Source organism: Marinifilum sp., assembly GCF_965230805.1.
In the GTDB taxonomy this organism is placed as follows: Bacteria; Bacteroidota; Bacteroidia; order Bacteroidales; family Marinifilaceae; genus Marinifilum.
Genome location: NZ_OZ246019.1, coordinates 3557700 through 3576343, shown reverse-complemented (window position 1 = coordinate 3576343; position 18644 = coordinate 3557700). Strand labels below are relative to the sequence as shown.

10 protein-coding genes are annotated in these 18644 nt (G+C 35.6%); 2 read left to right on the top strand and 8 right to left on the bottom strand.

What is annotated here, in order from left to right:
• Nucleotides 1-11: 11 nt before the first annotated feature.
• From pabB to ACO05S_RS14210, 3 genes are all read right to left on the bottom strand, one after another.
• The gene (gene pabB, locus ACO05S_RS14220) at nucleotides 12-1325 is read right to left on the bottom strand and encodes an aminodeoxychorismate synthase component I (protein WP_421918674.1); all 1314 of its coding nucleotides are present in this window, start codon (nucleotides 1323-1325) and stop codon (nucleotides 12-14) included.
• Nucleotides 1326-2459: 1134 nt separating this feature from the next.
• Nucleotides 2460-3629: an ATP-binding protein gene (locus ACO05S_RS14215; RefSeq protein WP_421918673.1), complete on the bottom strand. Its 1170-nt coding sequence runs from the start codon at nucleotides 3627-3629 to the stop codon at nucleotides 2460-2462.
• 1076 nt (nucleotides 3630-4705) lie between these two features.
• Nucleotides 4706-6085 carry an IS110 family transposase gene (locus tag ACO05S_RS14210; protein ID WP_421918672.1) on the bottom strand — a complete coding sequence of 460 codons (1380 nt, stop codon included), beginning with the start codon at nucleotides 6083-6085 and terminating at the stop codon, nucleotides 4706-4708.
• Between the two features lie 607 nt (nucleotides 6086-6692).
• Between ACO05S_RS14210 and ACO05S_RS14205 the strand changes: the two genes are divergently transcribed.
• A complete protein-coding gene (locus ACO05S_RS14205; RefSeq protein WP_421918671.1) occupies nucleotides 6693-8219 on the top strand; it encodes an IS1182 family transposase in 1527 nt (508 codons plus the stop codon).
• 135 nt (nucleotides 8220-8354) lie between these two features.
• On the opposite strand, the gene ACO05S_RS14200 is transcribed toward ACO05S_RS14205, so the two are convergent.
• Nucleotides 8355-9389 carry a hypothetical protein gene (locus tag ACO05S_RS14200; RefSeq protein ID WP_421918670.1) on the bottom strand — a complete coding sequence of 345 codons (1035 nt, stop codon included), beginning with the start codon at nucleotides 9387-9389 and terminating at the stop codon, nucleotides 8355-8357.
• 349 nt (nucleotides 9390-9738) lie between these two features.
• Here ACO05S_RS14200 and ACO05S_RS14195 point away from each other — a divergent pair, with 349 nt between their 5' ends.
• On the top strand, nucleotides 9739-11265 hold the full coding sequence (locus tag ACO05S_RS14195) for an IS1182 family transposase (protein WP_421918669.1): 1527 nt from the start codon (nucleotides 9739-9741) through the stop codon (nucleotides 11263-11265).
• 138 nt (nucleotides 11266-11403) lie between these two features.
• Here ACO05S_RS14195 and ACO05S_RS14190 read toward each other — a convergent pair whose 3' ends face one another.
• The 4 genes from ACO05S_RS14190 to proS all read right to left on the bottom strand — a co-directional run bounded on the left by ACO05S_RS14190 (nucleotide 11404) and on the right by proS (nucleotide 18557).
• On the bottom strand, nucleotides 11404-12813 hold the full coding sequence (locus tag ACO05S_RS14190; RefSeq protein WP_421918668.1) for a toll/interleukin-1 receptor domain-containing protein: 1410 nt from the start codon (nucleotides 12811-12813) through the stop codon (nucleotides 11404-11406).
• A 1637-nt stretch (nucleotides 12814-14450) separates the two neighbouring features.
• Nucleotides 14451-15677 (bottom strand): peptidase T, encoded by a 1227-nt coding sequence (pepT, locus tag ACO05S_RS14185; protein WP_421918667.1) that lies wholly within the window; start codon nucleotides 15675-15677, stop codon nucleotides 14451-14453.
• A gap of 413 nt (nucleotides 15678-16090) precedes the next feature.
• Nucleotides 16091-16774 carry a hypothetical protein gene (locus ACO05S_RS14180; protein ID WP_421918666.1) on the bottom strand — a complete coding sequence of 228 codons (684 nt, stop codon included), beginning with the start codon at nucleotides 16772-16774 and terminating at the stop codon, nucleotides 16091-16093.
• A 307-nt stretch (nucleotides 16775-17081) separates the two neighbouring features.
• Nucleotides 17082-18557: a proline--tRNA ligase gene (gene proS, locus ACO05S_RS14175; RefSeq protein WP_421918665.1), complete on the bottom strand. Its 1476-nt coding sequence runs from the start codon at nucleotides 18555-18557 to the stop codon at nucleotides 17082-17084.
• Nucleotides 18558-18644 lie beyond the last annotated feature (87 nt).

Sequence of the window (18644 nt, the reverse complement as noted above, 5' to 3'; positions counted from 1 at the left end):
TAAAATGTAGTTTACTCATTCTTTAAAACTCGCATAATGGCTTTGGCTTTTAGCATGCATTCCTCATACTCCTTTTCTGCCTGTGCTTGCATGGTAATAGCGCCACCCACCATAAACGAAAGATAATGATTTCTGGCATTATAAAGTATACTGCGAATTACTACATTAAAGTCGAAATCGCCTTCGGGCGTAATGTATCCAACGGCTCCCGAAAACAAACCCCGTTTTGTAGACTCGTACTTTTCTATCAGCTTCATAGCACGAACCTTTGGAGCACCAGTCATCGATCCCATTGGAAAACATTGGCGAATTGCTTCAATAAAATGAACCTCATCACTCAATTCAGAAACTACAGTAGATATCATCTGATGGACTTGCGGAAAGGTATAAATTCCACACAATTCCTCAACGATAACAGATCCCTTAGCAGCAGTTCTTGATAAGTCGTTTCTTACCAAGTCAACTATCATGATATTTTCTGCCCTCTCCTTAGGATCGTTTAACAAACTTTGCTTAATCTGTTTATCCTCTTCTTGGTTTAGCCCTCGTTTTGCAGTACCCTTTATGGGCTGGGAGATAATTTTGCTGCCAACTTTTTTCATAAACCTCTCTGGACTGGCTGATAGCAGATATTGCTCCCCCATTCTATAAAAACAAGAATAAGGAGTAGGCGAAACTTTCATTAGTTTTCGGTAGGTTTGGCGAGGTTTTATATAGCAATCATCCGCATAAAACTCTTGGCAAAAATTCACTTCATAAATATCTCCTTTACGAATGTGATCTTTTAACTGATTGATAGAGTTTATATATTCGTTTCGACTGATTCTTGATTTAATCTGCTTTACATGAACTGCCTTTTCTTTTGGAACCGATAGGTTTTGTAACTTCTCTACCAATGCATAAATCTCATCGCCCGAAAACTCTTCTTCAAAATAATCAACTATTAAAGTATCGATATCTAATATGAATACCCAACGAGGTCGAAAAAAATTCATTTCAGGAAAATTCAACTCATCCTCATTTTCGGATTTTAGATCTTCAATCTCATTTTTTAAATCATAAGCCAAATAGCCAAACCACCAGTCTTTAATCTGATTAACTCCTTCGCTTAAATAGCAGAAAAAATCTTGTTTTGGTTCAATAATTTGCAAAGCATCAATGCCAGCTATCAATTCGTAAGTATTATATTCTGCCATTGAGTTCTCTTTCCGATTTACCTCATGACTATCTAAAATAGACACATACTGAAACTTTTTGCTCCAGAACAGCAATTGTTCCTTAAACTTTTGTGGATTTGAGATATGAAATGTAAGCTTTTTTCGCATGTCGCAAATTTAATCAAAAGATGGTTTGATATGCTTTTCGCCGATAATATAGATGAATTTTTAGCTTGAAAGATGAAGTGTATGTTAATTATTCGAGGAGTTTTTATTGTAAGCTGAGTTTAGTTAAAATATCGAAAACACTTTACTATACCGATTTAAAGCTAAAACATCACTTCTTTATAAGCTGTTAGAAGAAGCGTTTTAATCTTTTCTTAGTATTAGTTTTGTTATTAGGGAATTATTTCATGCGCTTTTTGCGTTTATACCAGAGCTTTGAACGTATATATCTAAGCTTTTTGCGTAAATATCTAAGCTTTGAGCGCAAAAACCTATTCCTCGAACGTTTTTAGCTGAGCTTTGAACGTAACAACCTGAGGTTTTAATGCTACAAGCTCAGGTTTTAATGAAAAAGCATGCTTTGTATACCTAAAAAGGCAGCAAAAAACATCCAAACTTAGGCTAGTAACATTAAAACCTCACCTTTTTACGTTACCCGTTCTCTTTTTAATATTGCAAGCTCAGGTTTTAACATTAAAAGCTTAGATTTTTACGTTGTAAGCTCTCCTTTTTACGTTACAAGTTCAGGTTCTTACGTTAAATGTTGAAATCTATATGAGAATCTATTCATATTCTATATAATTCTTTAATAAGATACCAGTAGAAACTTTTTTATTACCTATGTTTTTTTGAAGTGTGAAACTCAATTTTTCCTTATATAAACGATTTTCCCTAAACAAATAGTCGAATTCCTATTTCCAAAGTAGTACATCAGGCAGGAATTGGAGGAAGGAAAATGCTCTTACCAGGGGATATCTTGTCAACCACGAGTTGGTTATGGCAAGAAGTCAGCAGAAGCCATAGTAGTTAGGGGAAATGAGCCACAAATTGACACTGTGGAAGTCTCACAAGGTAGCGATGGGCTGAACCTTAGGTTGTCATAAATTCAATAAGGAAGCTCTCATTTATTTGAGTCTAGCCTTATTCTAAAATCGGGCAAAGGTGTTGTTGGTGTAAAGAGCGATGACACTGATACCTAACGAACCGCCGTATAACCCGTACGTACGGTGGTGTGAGAGGTGTACCAGTGGGCGGGTAGCTCACTGGCCATCTACTCGATTAGTGCCTGGCATTCTTCTAATAATTTAAACCAAAAGCCCATAAAGGTAGTATATTCATATATCCGAATTCAATATCATCTTTTACGATATATGATTTACCGTCTTTTTCGATTTGTTTTTGCTGTTTATTCTTCCCTCCAACTTCGAATGTAAAATCTTTGATAACAAAATCGGCATTTTTTGATGAGATTACTTCATTTCTTACCCTCATTTGATTTAAGAAAAAGGTTTCCCTAATATTACCGATATTAAATTTTTCGCCAGCTAAACTATAAATTAAATTAGTATTATCGAGATAGACTTTATCAACTTTGCCTAAACCACGAATCCCACTAGTCTCATTTCGCAGTTGCCCGATAAGACCGGCCTTTTCCATATACGTAAAGTAGTCATCTAGTGAATTTCTACTTACATTAATCATTTCTGCAATCTTTGATACATTTGGTTTGAATGGAACACTCTCTGAAATTATCGACAATAAGCGTTTTAATTTCCGACTAGTGGCAACATTCATATTTGCATATTGAGGAATATCAGTCTCTAAAGTTTGAACTACAATTTGTCCTAAGCGAAGTTTAAGCTCGTTTTCTATTCCAAAAGGATAATAACCTCGTTGTAGGTAGTCATTGAATAATGGCAGTGGGTGTTTGATATCTGCAAGCTGAACCTCACCATTAACGATATGTTCTAAGGAGAAAGTTTCAATGTTTTTTTTATGGAAGAAATTGAGGTATTCTCTAAAAGAAAGCCCTTGTAATCGATATATCAATGCTCGCCTACTTAAATCGGCAGAACCTTTAAGTATATCTAGTACAGAAGACCCAGTAAATACAACCTTTAAATCTGGATAAGAATCATAGATATTCTTTAATTCGCGCGACCAATTTTCATATTTGTGAATCTCATCAATAAATAAGTACTCCCCTGCATTTTTATAAAAAAAGTCAGCTAAGTCGACTAATTTATTTTCACTAAAGTACATATCATCTGCAGACACATATAAAGCCCTTTTACTTCCTAAGTTCTCCCTTATATACTGCAGAATCATTGTTGTTTTTCCAACACCTCTTGGACCAATAATTCCAACCATTCGGCTGTTCCAAGAAATTTCTTCATACAGATATCTCTTAAAATCTGAGGTCGTATTTTGTAATAAAATTTCAAATTTCTGGTATAGAGTTCTCATCGCTTTAGACATTTGTTTATACAAATATAAAATAATGCACAATCAAATGTGCAATATTTAGCTAAATTGTATTTTTGATAGTGCAAAAGGTGGTTGTATAACGTACCTAATTGTATATAACGAAAACCCCAATTTAGTTGCAAATTCTTGATTTTTAGTTGTAAAATCCCTTACCCAAGAAAACTTAGGAAAGCTATTTGTCCAAGAAATTAAAATTTGCCAGAACAGGAACATATACATTACTATTAGAAATTATTGTATTCGGGGTAGCTTTCCGCTCCACCATTGTATTTTTCAAAATGTTCCCATCTCTAGAATTCTGATCGGGTTGATTTTACAACCTTTACACCATTTAAAACACCGAGCTTCGATCTGGCGCATTTTAGTTATCAAAAGTATTGTATATAACGAAAACCCCAATTTAGTTGCAAATTCTTGATTTTTAGTTGTAAAATCCCTTACCCAAGAAAACTTAGGAAAGCTATTTGTCCAAGAAATTAAAATTTGCCAGAACAGGAACATATACATTACTATTAGAAATTATTGTATTCGGGGTAGCTTTCCGCTCCACCATTGTATTTTTCAAAATGTTCCCATCTCTAGAATTCTGATCGGGTTGATTTTACAACCTTTACACCATTTAAAACACCGAGCTTCGATCTGGCGCATTTTAGTTATCAAAAGTATTTTTTAATCTTCAAATAAAAAAATGGTCATAATTAAAAGGGGAATTGTATATAACGAAAACCCCAATTTAGTTGCAAATTCTTGATTTTTAGTTGTAAAATCCCTTACCCAAGAAAACTTAGGAAAGCTATTTGTCCAAGAAATTAAAATTTGCCAGAACAGGAACATATACATTACTATTAGAAATTATTGTATTCGGGGTAGCTTTCCGCTCCACCATTGTATTTTTCAAAATGTTCCCATCTCTAGAATTCTGATCGGGTTGATTTTACAACCTTTACACCATTTAAAACACCGAGCTTCGATCTGGCGCATTTTAGTTATCAAAAGTATTTTTTAATCTTCAAATAAAAAAATGGTCATAATTAAAAGGGGAATTCTGACTAACGTTAAAAATTGTAATTGGGAGTCAATGAGTTACCAATTCCAATTTCTTCCGGTTTTATATCAAATTTTGCCATTTGTTTTTTAATTCTTTTTGCCATTCCCATCTTCCTTTTTTGGTCGAGGAAGAGGTATTCTGTTGGAGGATTGTAAGGTACATTTTGGGATACCATTGTCCAAATTATAGTTGCGAGTTTCCTTGCAGTTGCACTTACTGCTGATTGTCTGCCTTTTCTATAGGCAATACGATTAAAGAAATCAGACATATGCGTATCCTTCAAATTTCCTATAGCATTTGCAGAGTGACGAAGTGCTATTTTTAATCTGCCACTTCCTTTTGGTATTCTGTTGCTTAGTATTTTCCCTCCTGATATCTTGTTGTTGGGTGCCAATCGCAACCAGGAGCAAAACTCTTTTGCTGATTTAAACTTTTTAAAGCCATCGATTCCTACTTCACTCATGATTGCCATTACTGTTGCATGACTAACTCCTTCTATGGCCATCAAATCAACACCTCCAAAGTATTGGTAAGCAATTTGGTTAAAGTTTTTTATCTCAATAGCATTTTTATTAACCCTTTTGTATGGCTTTTCGGTTGTTTTAAGTTTCTGCTTGTCCGGATTCTTACGAATTTCCTTTTTTATTAGTTTCTCAATCTCTTTATCACAAGCTTTTATTTTCTTTTGGAAGTAGTTATAGCTATCAAACTCTTGTTTCAAACCAAACAGAAAGTCTTCTCTGTTATTGCCATGTAAAGCCTTTGCTATTTCTTCTTTGGGCTTTCTACAATTGTAATGACGGTGCTCTGCCAATGAGTAAGGATCTAAGTTGCCATTACAGATATCGCCTATGATTTTTAGTCCGGTAAGCCTACAGATATCATTAACCACTACGTCTAACCGAAAGTTCAAAAACTTAAGATATTTAGCCATCTTGTGAGATGTACTTGAAGCCAAGTCAATCCAATTGGCTCTTTGACGGCAATAGGTACGAAGTATTTCTGTGGTCTCATCCGGTAGAAAACTTCCGGACAATAAACCTAATGAGTGAAGCTTTTGTATCCAGCGACTATCTTTTACATCGGTCTTTTTCCCTTTTGCATTTTTCGTGAACTTTCCATTACATAAAACAACCTCAATGCCATGCTTTTGCAACTCAACATATAAGTTTTGCCAATAATCACCTGTTGACTCCATGGCTACGCTTGTTATGCCATAGGAAAGTAACCACTCACATAGCTCTACTAAATCTTCAGCATATACACCAAATTCTTTTACATCTTCCAAAGATTGTCCTACTGCTACAAAATGAGATCGGCTTCCAACATCAATCCCTGCTGCATTATAATTCACAATCTCCATTTCAATTTTCTTTTTCCTTGCCATTTTTTCTTTTTTTTTAGTAAAAATAACTCTAAGGAAATGTATCTTTGAATCGAGAAATATTCTGAACGGGGTTGCCACTGGCATCACCACTGAATTTATCAACAGGCCTCTGAAATGCATCTTCAGGGGCTTTTTACATTTCAACCAGAATGCGCCACGGGCTTTTAAAGCACCAGTTAAAAAGTCGGTCATGCATAGAGTCAGTACGAAAATAGCACAACTTCTTATTCGGAGATACCCCTTCGTTAGCAAGAGAATTTAATCTGAGCTGGAGGTATAGATAACTTTAATTCATATCTATTCTGGAGGTTCTTATATGGGGAATGCCCTACAACGGATGGCGCTATGTAACGTAGTCGCATTAGTTGATTTATGTTTTAAATTTTATAAAAAGGCAAGGCAGTCATTTTAGGATTACATTTAACTATAACAATTCTAAAATGGCTACCTTGCCGTTGCTCGTTAAAAGCACAAACCCCTCGAAAAACCGTTACCGGCCAATGGTACATAGCGTGTGTGCCTGTTGCACAACTCTTGATAACTTGTTTATAAAACTAACAATAATAACTTTACTTAGCAATAATAATAGCTTAACTTGTAAATAAAAATGCAAGGAAAGAAACTTTACCAAGAGAAGTTATTTTCCAGCTTTCAACTCTCCGGAAGAGTGCCTGAAAATAATTTCTATCGAAGATTAAGATCCGTTTTAGATTTATCCTTTTTATACAAAAAGACTCAAGCTTACTACGGGAAATGTGGACAGAAGAGCATTGATCCTGTTGTTTTTTATAAACTCTGTTTAGTTGGGTATTTAGAAAATATCATAAGTGACAGACAGTTAATTGAACACTGCTCCATGCGATTGGATATCCTATTTTTCTTAGGATTTGATATCGATGAGCAATTGCCATGGCACAGTACTTTAAGCAGAACAAGACAACTGTTTCCCGAAAAGATATTTGAAGAGGTTTTTACTCATATTTTAAGCATGTGTGTAGACAAGGGAATGGTTGCAGGTCATACTCAGGCCATGGATTCAGCACCAATAAAAGCCAATGCCAGCATGGATAGTTTGGAACTGAAAGTTCCTGAAGAACAGCTGGAGGCTTATCTTCAAAAAGCTCGCTACCAGAGTAGAGAAGATAGAAAGCCTAAAAAGAATAAGGCTTCTCGCAATCAGCAAATCATTACAGCCGATAAAAGAGAATTGCAGGAAATAAAATCCCGCAATCGTAATTGGCAAAAGAATCAGGATCAACGTCCGGGAGCTGCCAACAAAGGAGCCAAGTATACCAGTAACAAAACCCATTACAGTCCAACCGATCCCGATGCAAGAATCAGCGTAAAACCTGGCAAAGCCAGAAAGCTGAATTATCTAAATAATATCAGTGTTGATACTGCCAATCATGTGATCACCGATGTAAAAGCCTACCATGCTGATAAAAAAGACAATCAATACTTGCAGGATGCCACAAAGCGTTTAAAGCGAAGACTTAAAAATCAAGGCTTGTTGTGGACAACCCTTCTTGCCGATGCCGGTTACAGTAGCGGAGAAAACTATGCTTTTCTGGAAAAGGAAAACATTATCAGCTACATACCTCCACACGGAACTTACAAGGGCGGTCCCGAAGGATTTACTTTCTGTAAAGAGGAAAACTACTGGATTTGTCCCATGGGAAAGAAAGTTACTTTTCGAAAAACAAAAATGGTAACCAACTCTCTTCAGAATCATTATCTGACCAAACGAAGCGATTGCAAAAACTGTCCTATCAAGAAGAAATGCCTGGGCAAAAGTCACGAAAAACGCATCGCAATAACTGTGTATGTAGAACAGTATAAACGCAACAACAAAAGGGTGAAGAGCAAGTTCGGCAGATACATGAAAGGCAAACGGCAATCTACAGTCGAGCCTGTATTCGGAACCTTAACACAATTTATGGGACTTCGAAAAATCAACACTATAGGAATTGCCCAGGCCAATAAGGTAATGCACATGTCTGCAACAGCCTATAACCTTAAAAAACTAATGAAATTTATGAATAAAACAGCTGAAACAATGACAAATCAGGCCATTGTTCTGTTTCATTCCCTGAAGAAGTGTATTGGCTTAATTAGAGTTAATTTAAGCACTTAATAATTTAAAGCACAAGCAAAAAACACAGAAAAAACAAAGCCTTAAAAGCTTGCAAATCCGCATACTTTTATCGCTTTTATCTTATTTTTTAGAAATATTACTTGGTTGTGCAACGGTTACGTGTGTTGGCGAGCGTTATTCTTTAACAAAGCTTCCGCTTTCTATATCAATTTTAAACTTAAAGAAACTTTCTTCACCGTTTGGCAGAATACAAGAAACATCAAATATGACAAAACCAGAGTTAAACTGAGAAGTGTTAACATTTTTAATGGTTAACTCGTTTGATGATTTTGATAGTTCCGATAGTTTATTTGACCAAATGGTTTCACCTGTTTTTGCATTTTTCCGAACGAAGCTTCTTTCACAAACACCAGAAATGTAAATAGTTTCAAGCTGAACGTATTCTTCAAAACTTATAGCAAAAGAGTAATCATATGATGTTTGGTAGGGTAATAATTTCGTTTCATATATTAAGTCTCCACCTGTAGTAAAACAAAAGCATTTAAATTCGGCTCTATAAGGGTCTAAGACTGGATCTGTAGGTAGTACCAAGATGCTATTATCGTACCAATCCATTATTCTACTGTAGTATATTGGAGAAGATTGGTTCTCTGCTCTAAACGCAATTGTTTTCTCTTTTTTGAAGTTATTATTTGATATAAAGTATAAATTACTTCGTAATAAACCTGTTGTTCCTGATTCATTTAAAATGATAATATGTGAGTTATTCTTGTATGAGACCTGCTCAATACTGTGATTTTCAATATTATGACTTTGGATGTCACCGAAGCCAAGATCAATTGATAGACTTGTTTCAGCCTTTTCTAATTCAGTCCATGACAATAAGTTATCTTTAGTTTTATACTCAAAACATTCAAAATGAATCTTTGATTCTTTTAAGCCTATAAAATAAATTAAAGATGAATCTGAATTGAACTTTCTAAAAGGATATTTAAAGTCAATAACAGAATTTGATAATCCAAAATCATAAATTTCTTCTGTAGAAGACCCATCTTCGAATACTTCAAAATCTTCGCTATTATCTTTTTTATCACAAGAAATTACTACTATAAGTAGAAAGAATATTTTAATCAATTTTGAAATATTATTTGTATTATTCTGCTTACTAATTAAATTCATTTTTGAGTCTGTTTTAATTTTATTATACATACAAAACACTTTAAACCTGCACGATGATTCAAAAGTGAATCTTGTTTTCTATCAAATGTTAGAAATGCTCGCCAACGTTAAGTATAAGAAACGTAAGTGATTTCGAAGCTCTTACCTGTCAAATAGCACTGAGCCAAATTTGCGTTTTGACACAAATTTAAAATATTAAATAAACCCGTCAAATCGCAGATTTGGCGGAGCTGGTTAAATGCTCTAAAGATTCGTAAACCACTGAGCCACTTATGTTTTTTATACATTGTGCCTGTTGCACAACTCTTGATAACTTGTTTATAAAACTAACAATAATAACTTTACTTAGCAATGATAATAGCTTAACTTGTAAATAAAAATGCAAGGAAAGAAACTTTACCAAGAGAAGTTATTTTCCAGCTTTCAACTCTCCGGAAGAGTTCCTGAAAATAATTTCTATCGAAGATTAAGATCAGTTTTAGATTTATCCTTTTTATACAAAAAGACTCAAGCTTACTACGGGAAATGTGGACAGAAGAGCATTGATCCTGTTGTTTTTTATAAACTCTGTTTAGTTGGGTATTTAGAAAATATCATAAGTGACAGACAGTTAATTGAACACTGCTCCATGCGATTGGATATCCTATTTTTCTTAGGATTTGATATCGATGAGCAATTGCCATGGCACAGTACTTTAAGCAGAACAAGACAACTGTCTCCCGAAAAGATATTTGAAGAGGTTTTTACTCATATTTTAAGCATGTGTGTAGACAAGGGAATGGTTGCAGGTCATACTCAGGCCATGGATTCAGCACCAATAAAAGCCAATGCCAGCATGGATAGTTTGGAACTGAAAGTTCCTGAAGAACAGCTGGAGGCTTATCTTCAAAAAGCTCGCTACCAGAGTAGAGAAGACAGGAAGCCTAAAAAGAATAAGGCTTCTCGCAATCAGCAAATCATTACAGCCGATAAAAGAGAATTGCAGGAAATAAAATCCCGCAATCGTAATTGGCAAAAGAATCAGGATCAACGTCCGGGAGCTGCCAACAAAGGAGCCAAGTATACCAGTAACAAAACCCATTACAGCCCAACCGATCCCGATGCAAGAATCAGCGTAAAACCTGGCAAAGCCAGAAAGCTGAATTATCTAAATAATATCAGTGTTGATACTGCCAATCATGTGATCACCGATGTAAAAGCCTACCATGCTGATAAAAAAGACAATCAATACTTGCAGGATGCCACAAAGCGTTTAAAGCGAAGACTTAAAAATCAAGGTTTGTTGTGGACAACCCTTCTTGCCGATGCCGGTTACAGTAGCGGAGAAAACTATGCTTTTCTGGAAAAGGAAAACATTATCAGCTACATACCTCCACACGGAACTTACAAGGGCGGTCCCGAAGGATTTACTTTCTGTAAAGAGGAAAACTACTGGATTTGTCCCATGGGAAAGAAAGTTACTTTTCGAAAAACAAAAATGGTAACCAACTCTCTTCAGAATCATTATCTGACCAAACGAAGCGATTGCAAAAACTGTCCTATCAAGAAGAAATGCCTGGGCAAAAGTCACGAAAAACGCATCGCAATAACTGTGTATGTAGAACAGTATAAACGCAACAACAAAAGGGTGAAGAGCAAGTTCGGCAGATACATGAAAGGCAAACGGCAATCTACAGTCGAGCCTGTATTCGGAACCTTAACACAATTTATGGGACTTCGAAAAATCAACACTATAGGAATTGCCCAGGCCAATAAGGTAATGCACATGTCTGCAACAGCCTATAACCTTAAAAAACTAATGAAATTTATGAATAAAACAGCTGAAACAATGACAAATCAGGCCATTGTTCTGTTTCATTCCCTGAAGAAGTGTATTGGCTTAATTAGAGTTAATTTAAGCACTTAATAATTTAAAGCACAAGCAAAAAACACAGAAAAAACAAAGCCTTAAAAGCTTGCAAATCCGCATACTTTTATCGCTTTTATCTTATTTTTTAGAAATATTACTTGGTTGTGCAACGGTTACCATTGTTGTGGGCAGTATTTATTTCCTATTCTTATTAATTTTCTTTCTATTCTTAATCCATTTTTCAGGCATTTCAGTGCTTACAAAAATATCAAATAGGTCATCTACACTTTCATTTAAATCAAGTTCTTCTTTCGCATGTTTAATTCGGTTCTTACAATCATCTATCATTTTCTTCGTCCAAGAGAATTCTTTTTTATTTCTTGAGAAGGAATAAAGCTTATCAGCTAAAAACCCATTTGTTTTCCAATTTCCACCTTTATCACTACCACCTAATTCGCCCCAAATCCAATTTGATGATTCAATCATTCCTTCTTTTAAACATTTATGTATTCGCTCAGGTAACCACTTACATTTATTTGAAAATAGCCAGATTAGATGTTCGAAAGATTCAAATGGAGAAACTTGCGGTCCAAACATACCACCATTAAAATATTCATAAGCAACTTGTTTTGGTGTATAGTATCCAAAATATTCATGTCGTAAAGCCCAGCTACTTTCGCATTCGGGACTTTGCTTATCAACTGTTAATGCTGAACCATAATTTGAATTTTCGCCCCTTCTTTTTCGACCTTCTGTCAAGGATATTAAATATTCTTTCTCAAATACCTCTTCAAAATCACCTTCAAATCCTCTAATCGTTAACTGAGGAGCATATTCAGCTGTAAAATTTGGAAAGGTTAAACACGTTTCATATAAACCAGATTCTTTGTAAATAAAATCTAATAATTCTATAGGGTCTGTTAATGGCGAAATTGGAATTGAATCAGCCTTATCTGTCCATGACATCTGCATTGCTGTCCAAGCTAATCTTTCTCCCCAATTTTTCGCATCTCTATCTTTGGGTGGAATAGGAAAACTCCATCTTCCCCAGATAGAGTTTTCTGGAATAGTACCTCCAAAAGAATTTGCTCTATTTGAAGCTTCAATAACATCTATCCAATATTCATCAGTAACTACAGGTGGTTTAACACCCCAATCAATAAGCATGTCTCTAGCTGAAACTAATGGACTCCCTTGAGGATGGATAACTCCCATTATTTCTTTAACTATTTTCTGCAATCCGTTTTTCGATAGTGCAGCTTTTTTATTTGCTAATGAAGGTGAATATTGTAAGACTTCTTTGTATTCTATATCGTGCCATATTGGTAATATAACTTTTTCTTTACCACTAATTTCCTTTTCTGTAAGTCCATCCAATTCATATTGAGTCCATTCTTTCTGTAAAAATGATGGACTTATAACAACTACTCCAAATCTGGATTGACTTAATCCTTTATCTATTGACCTCCGAATGCTATCTCCAAGTTTTAAAGAAAATTCATCATACCATACTTCTACATTCTCTTTTTGAAGGAGTTCAGCAAGAGGTCTCACAAAATTGTCTTTGTCCTCAGAAGCATGACATATGAATAAATCGTATAGCATATTTATTTGCAGTTTGTCTGTTTATATTGCCCACAACTATTAATTTGTGCACTGGTGCACTTATTTTTCTTATCTCAGAGTAAAAAGGTGCACAATACACGCCATATTGGTATGTATTGTGCACTTATTTTTGATTCACGATTCCAAATCTAAGAATTATAATCAATATTATCACGATCCAACAGGCAACAATTCGCATTGGGTTTGTTGAATATGGATCAATGCCATTTTGATGCATCAAAATAAACATATCATACCTTTAGGTCTGGATGGTTTGCAACAGTATGGCAATTGAAAACAGAACAAAAAAGCATTGTCGGAGAAAATGACTGTAGAAATTCCCTAGGCGCATTGTTCAAAAGACAATGCCCTATGAAATTCCCTAGGGGCGTTGTTCAAAAGACAATGCCCTATGAAATTTCCTAGGGGCGTTGTTCAAAAGACAATGCCCTATGAAATTCTCTAGGAGCATTGTTCAAGTGACAATGCCCTATGAAATTCTCTAGGAGCATTGTTCAAAAGGCAACCGCCCTATGAAATTCTCTAGGGGCATTGTTCAAAAGACAACGCCCTATGAAATTCTCTAGGCACATTGTTCAAAAGACAACGCCCTATGAAATTCCCTAGGGCCATTGTTCAAAAGGAAAAAGGGCTTTTTAAACTTTTAGGGCTTTGACTTTTGAGAAAAGCGGTTTTTGAATTTAAAAAAGCGGATTGTCACTTAAACAATGTCTGTATGAATTTTAAAATGGCCATTGTCACTTGAACAATGGCCATTTTGAATTTAATTTTGGCATTGTCAGTCGATCAAAGTGCGTTTTTAAATTCAAAAGGCCTTTTTCCTTTTGAACAATGGCCCTAGAGAATTTTAATATGCCATTATCAATCGATCAAGGCAGTTAATAAATTTCTTAGACAGCTTGGTTTCTAAAACAGACAAGCTTTGAGTCCTTGTTGTATCCCTTAGTGGTAAATTATTGATACCCTCAACTTAAAGTGAGAGCATCAAACTACAAAGGGGGCTAGTCCTTATCTCTTCCCGCAAGTCATGCTCTAACGATAAGCAAGCTATAAATGTAAGGCTATAACTGTAACAGACCAGCTTTGTGTTCCTTGGTGAGTTCCTTCCTTATTCCTTAGTGGTAAATTTTTCTTTTGGAATACAATGAATTGATACCCTCACGCCAGTGAGAGCATCAAACTGCAAAGGGGGCTAGTCCTTATCTCTTCCCGCAAGTCATGCTCTAACGATAAGCAAGCTTTAAATGTAAGGCTATGACTATAACAGACCAGCTTTGTGTTCCTTAGTGAGTTCCTTCCTTATTCCTTAGTGGTAAATTATTTATACCCTCAACTTAGAGTGAGAGCATCAAAAAACAAATGAATCATTAGCAAACATCCTTTGTGTTCCTTGGTGGGTTCCTTCCTTATCCCTTAGTGGTAAATTTTTCTTTTGGAATACAATAATTGATACCCTCACTCCAGTGAGAGCATCAAACTACAAAGGGGGCTAGTCCTTATTTCTTCCCGTAAGTCATGCTCCGACGATAAGCAAGCTGTAAATGTAAGGCTATGACTGTAAAAGGAGTTTATTTGCACCTACCTGCTAGAAAAATTGTAATAAGAGTTTTATGCCATTACCTTTTCGAAATCATTTCAACGATTTTTAGAATCACATCTACTGCTTTCTGCATAGATTGAACCGGAACGTACTCGAATCGACCATGAAAATTGTGTCCGCCAGCAAAAATATTAGGACAAGGCAGACCCATGTATGACAATCGGCTGCCATCGGTACCACCTCGAATAGGAATTACCATTGGAGAAACACCAACCTCTTTCATTGCCTCTTCTGCAATGTCTACAATATACTTTACAGGTTCCACTTTTTCGCGCATATTGTAATATTGATTTGTCATTTCGAGGCTAAGATTAGCTTCTCCGAATTTGTTCTTGTATTCATCGCACAAATCTTCTATGAACTGTTTGCGAGCTTTATAATTGTCCATGTCAAAATCGCGAATGATATACTGAAGCGTGCTATTTTCAACCCCGCCATTCATGGCAATCAAATGATAGAATCCTTGGTAGCCCTCTGTTTTCTCAGGAACCTCATCTTTTGGCAGTCTGGCAGCAAATTCATTTGCAATACGCATCGAATTAATCATCTTGTCTTTTGCCATTCCGGGATGCACATTGCGTCCCTTAAAGGTGATTTTAGCGAATGCAGCATTAAAATTCTCATACTGCAACTCTCCTATCTCACCACCATCCAAAGTATAGGCAAAATCGGCACCAAATTTCTTCACATCAAAAAAATCGGCACCTTTTCCAATTTCCTCATCCGGGGTAAACCCAACATGAACAGAACCATGTTTTATTTCAGGATTTTTAGCCAAATATTCTACTGCTGTCATTATTTCCGCTATTCCTGCTTTATCATCAGCTCCCAAAAGTGTGGTTCCATCTGTTGTAATCAGGCTTTGCCCTTTGTACTTTGTTAACTCAGGAAAATCCGAAACTTTCATGATAATATCTTGCTCCTTATTCAGAACAATATCTTCCCCATCGTAATTTTCTATAATCTGTGGCTGCACATTTCTGCCTGTAAAATCAGGACTTGTATCCATATGCGATACAAAACCAACCTTTGGTACTTCTTTATCAATATTAGAAGGTAAAACCCCCATTACATAACCGTTCTCATCAACACTTACCTCTTCCAGTCCTATCTCTTCCAGCTCTTTTGCCAATAATTTAGCCAATACCATTTGTCCGGGTGTACTTGGTGTTAAACCTGTTTCTGTGTCTGACTCTGTGTCGTACTTTACGTATCGTAAAAATTTATCTATTAATGTATTCATTTGTTTATTGTAATTATATTCGTAATACCCTTAAAATAAAAACGCTTCAAGCCAATGAAGCGCCTACAATATTAATAAAATGATCCTTTAATATGAACCCTTAACTTACAAATCTTATTTAACGTGAGTTCGAGGTAAAATTCGTTCACAGTTTGATCTGATTTTGAGTAGAAATTTTCTCAAATTTTCGAAGGAATATCGGGATATTTCAAGAAGATTTGAGGAAATTTATGCCGAAAGCAGGCAAACACATAATGGAAAGTTCTCTTTACGACATCTTCACATTAAAAATTCCTCAAAATAGCCCGCACTATTCTTTCCAAATTTTTAATGCAAATCTATCCCTAATATAACTTTCTGTGGATAGAATTTTACGTCGAACTCACCTTATTTATCATTGCCATATACCAGCATTACACGTCATCGGATTTAAACTGAAATCCCAAACGTTTACCCGTTTGTATTCGGGCATTCTGAATTTTCTCAAAAATCTGGGCCACCGACATGATTTTTACATTATCATATGGAGGAACCAACAAGTCAAAATTTAAGGAGTAATTAATGGCCGTTTCCACAATTCTGCGTAAGCTCTCCTTGTTTGCTTTACTTGCCGATAAATCTGTTTGCAGCAATCCCATCTGACGCTTACCTTCAACAATGTAATGCTTCTCGCGATTAATAAAAATACGGGCTACCAAGTATCCCAAATCATCGTAGCGAGTATATTTAAACGAATCGTAAAGAAAATTGTAAATGTTAATGATTCCGGAATATGCATTGTCAGGATTGGTTCTTACATAGTTCTGCTCCCAAACATTGTGATCTCTATTAAACTGAAAAACATTGGTATGCAAACTAAAAACCAAAATATCCGAAGCCACTTTAATCTGAAATTCAAATTCGCCTCTGTCCTCATATTCCAATAGAACTTTCTCGTCTGCTCCTTTTAATTCATTATTGTACTCGAGCACCAAATCCTTCAAAACAATTCGTAAATCTTCAAATATCTCTTTTGTATTCCTGTAGATTTGCTGTTTTAATGTTGATTTTTCTCGAATTGTATTTAAAATGGCAGTTTTTGTATTTAATATATTCATTGTATAGATATTTATGTATAATCCCTAAATAATTGCTGCACTAAAAGTGCTGATTTTCATAAGTGCTTGATAAGAAAGATTCGAGAACAAGACCTGTCATTTTTCTAAAAATCAACAAGTATATTCCAATACTACTTTCGTAAATACCTGATTTAAAAAAAGGCGTAATGCAGTTATCCGAGTTTTCTTGCAAGCATTAAATATACAAAAAAACAGTCACCGATATTTCGATGACTGTTACTATTAGTTTGAGTTCGATTAAAAACAAGCTTTCCTAAGAATTTGATTGCTTTTGGTATAAATTCCTTTAGTAAGATTTAGCAAAAACCACTCTTCTTTTCGATGGCTTTCCGCTTACCATACATACTCCTTCCTCCTCTTCTGCACCGAAAGGAATACAACGAATGGTTGCCTTGGTTTCATTCTTAATTTGCTCTTCGGTTTCTGCTGTTCCATCCCAGTGAGCCAGAAAGAATCCTGTTTTAGTCTCCAACAACTCCTTAAATTCATCATATGAATCCACTTTAGTTGTTTTTTCCGCCCTAAAATCAAGTGCTTTTTGGAAAATATTGTTTTGAATTTCTTCCATCAGTTTATCTATCACCTCCTCTATTCCATCAATAGGAAGAGTTTCCTTAGTCAGGTTATCGCGACGTGCCAGTTCAATGGTTCCATTTTCCAAATCGCGATTTCCGATCGCCAAGCGCACAGGAACACCTTTTAATTCGTATTCTGCAAATTTCCAACCTGGTTTGCGGTTATCGTTATCGTCGAATTTAACAGAAATGCCCATCGATTTTAACTTGCCAACAATAGGATCTATTTTAGCAGCAATTTTCTCTAACTCTTCTGCTTTTCTGTAAATCGGAACAATCACAACCTGGATTGGTGCCAATTTTGGAGGTAAAACCAAACCATTATCATCCGAGTGAGCCATAATCAAAGCTCCCATCAATCGAGTTGATACTCCCCAGGATGTAGCCCAAACGTAATCTTCTTTACCCTCCTTGTTGGCAAACTTTACATCAAATGCTTTGGCAAAGTTCTGACCTAAAAAGTGAGAAGTTCCTGCTTGCAATGCTTTTCCATCCTGCATTAGGGCTTCGATACAATAGGTATCCAAAGCTCCGGCAAATCTTTCCGATTCTGTTTTATGCCCCTTCAATACAGGAACGGCCATAAATTTCTCAGCAAAATCGCCATATACATTAATCATTTGTTCGGTTTCCTGCAATGCCTCTTCTCTAGTTGCATGAGCCGTATGGCCCTCTTGCCACAAAAACTCAGCCGTACGCAAAAACAAACGAGTACGCATTTCCCAACGCATAACATTCGCCCATTGGTTGCAAAGAATTGGAAGATCTCTGTATGATTGTATCCAGTTTTTATATGTATTCCAAATAATGGTTTCCGAAGTAGGTCGAATAATCAATTCTTCTTCTAATTGAGCATCAGGATCAACAACTACACCTCTCCCGTTGGGATCATTCTTTAAACGATAGTGAGTTACAACTGCACATTCTTTTGCAAATCCCTCTACGTGATCTGCTTCTTTACTTAAAAATGATTTCGGGATAAGCAATGGGAAATATGCATTTTGGTGGCCGGTATCCTTAAACATTTTGTCCAATTGCGCTTGCATTTTCTCCCAGATTGCATAACCATAAGGTTTGATAATCATACATCCTCTTACTGCAGAATTTTCTGCCAGATCTGCTTTCATTACCAGATCGTTATACCATTGCGAATAATTTTCGCTTCTGCTCGTTAAAACTTTTGCCATTCAATATAGTTTTGGTACAGTATTTGCTAATTTTAGGCTGATTTAAATTTCTTACAAAAGTATAAAATTATCTTAGATATTCATTAT

What these genes read in the sequence shown, in the direction of transcription:
- pepT (WP_421918667.1), bottom strand. Translation starts at nt 15,677, where the DNA reads ATGAATACATTAATAGATAAATTTTTACGATACGTAAAGTACGACACA.
- pabB (WP_421918674.1), bottom strand. Translation starts at nt 1,325, where the DNA reads ATGCGAAAAAAGCTTACATTTCATATCTCAAATCCACAAAAGTTTAAG.
- proS (WP_421918665.1), bottom strand. Translation starts at nt 18,557, where the DNA reads ATGGCAAAAGTTTTAACGAGCAGAAGCGAAAATTATTCGCAATGGTAT.
- ACO05S_RS14195 (WP_421918669.1), top strand. Translation starts at nt 9,739, where the DNA reads ATGCAAGGAAAGAAACTTTACCAAGAGAAGTTATTTTCCAGCTTTCAA.
- ACO05S_RS14210 (WP_421918672.1), bottom strand. Translation starts at nt 6,085, where the DNA reads ATGGCAAGGAAAAAGAAAATTGAAATGGAGATTGTGAATTATAATGCA.
- ACO05S_RS14200 (WP_421918670.1), bottom strand. Translation starts at nt 9,389, where the DNA reads ATGTATAATAAAATTAAAACAGACTCAAAAATGAATTTAATTAGTAAG.
- ACO05S_RS14180 (WP_421918666.1), bottom strand. Translation starts at nt 16,774, where the DNA reads ATGAATATATTAAATACAAAAACTGCCATTTTAAATACAATTCGAGAA.
- ACO05S_RS14215 (WP_421918673.1), bottom strand. Translation starts at nt 3,629, where the DNA reads ATGAGAACTCTATACCAGAAATTTGAAATTTTATTACAAAATACGACC.
- ACO05S_RS14205 (WP_421918671.1), top strand. Translation starts at nt 6,693, where the DNA reads ATGCAAGGAAAGAAACTTTACCAAGAGAAGTTATTTTCCAGCTTTCAA.
- ACO05S_RS14190 (WP_421918668.1), bottom strand. Translation starts at nt 12,813, where the DNA reads ATGCTATACGATTTATTCATATGTCATGCTTCTGAGGACAAAGACAAT.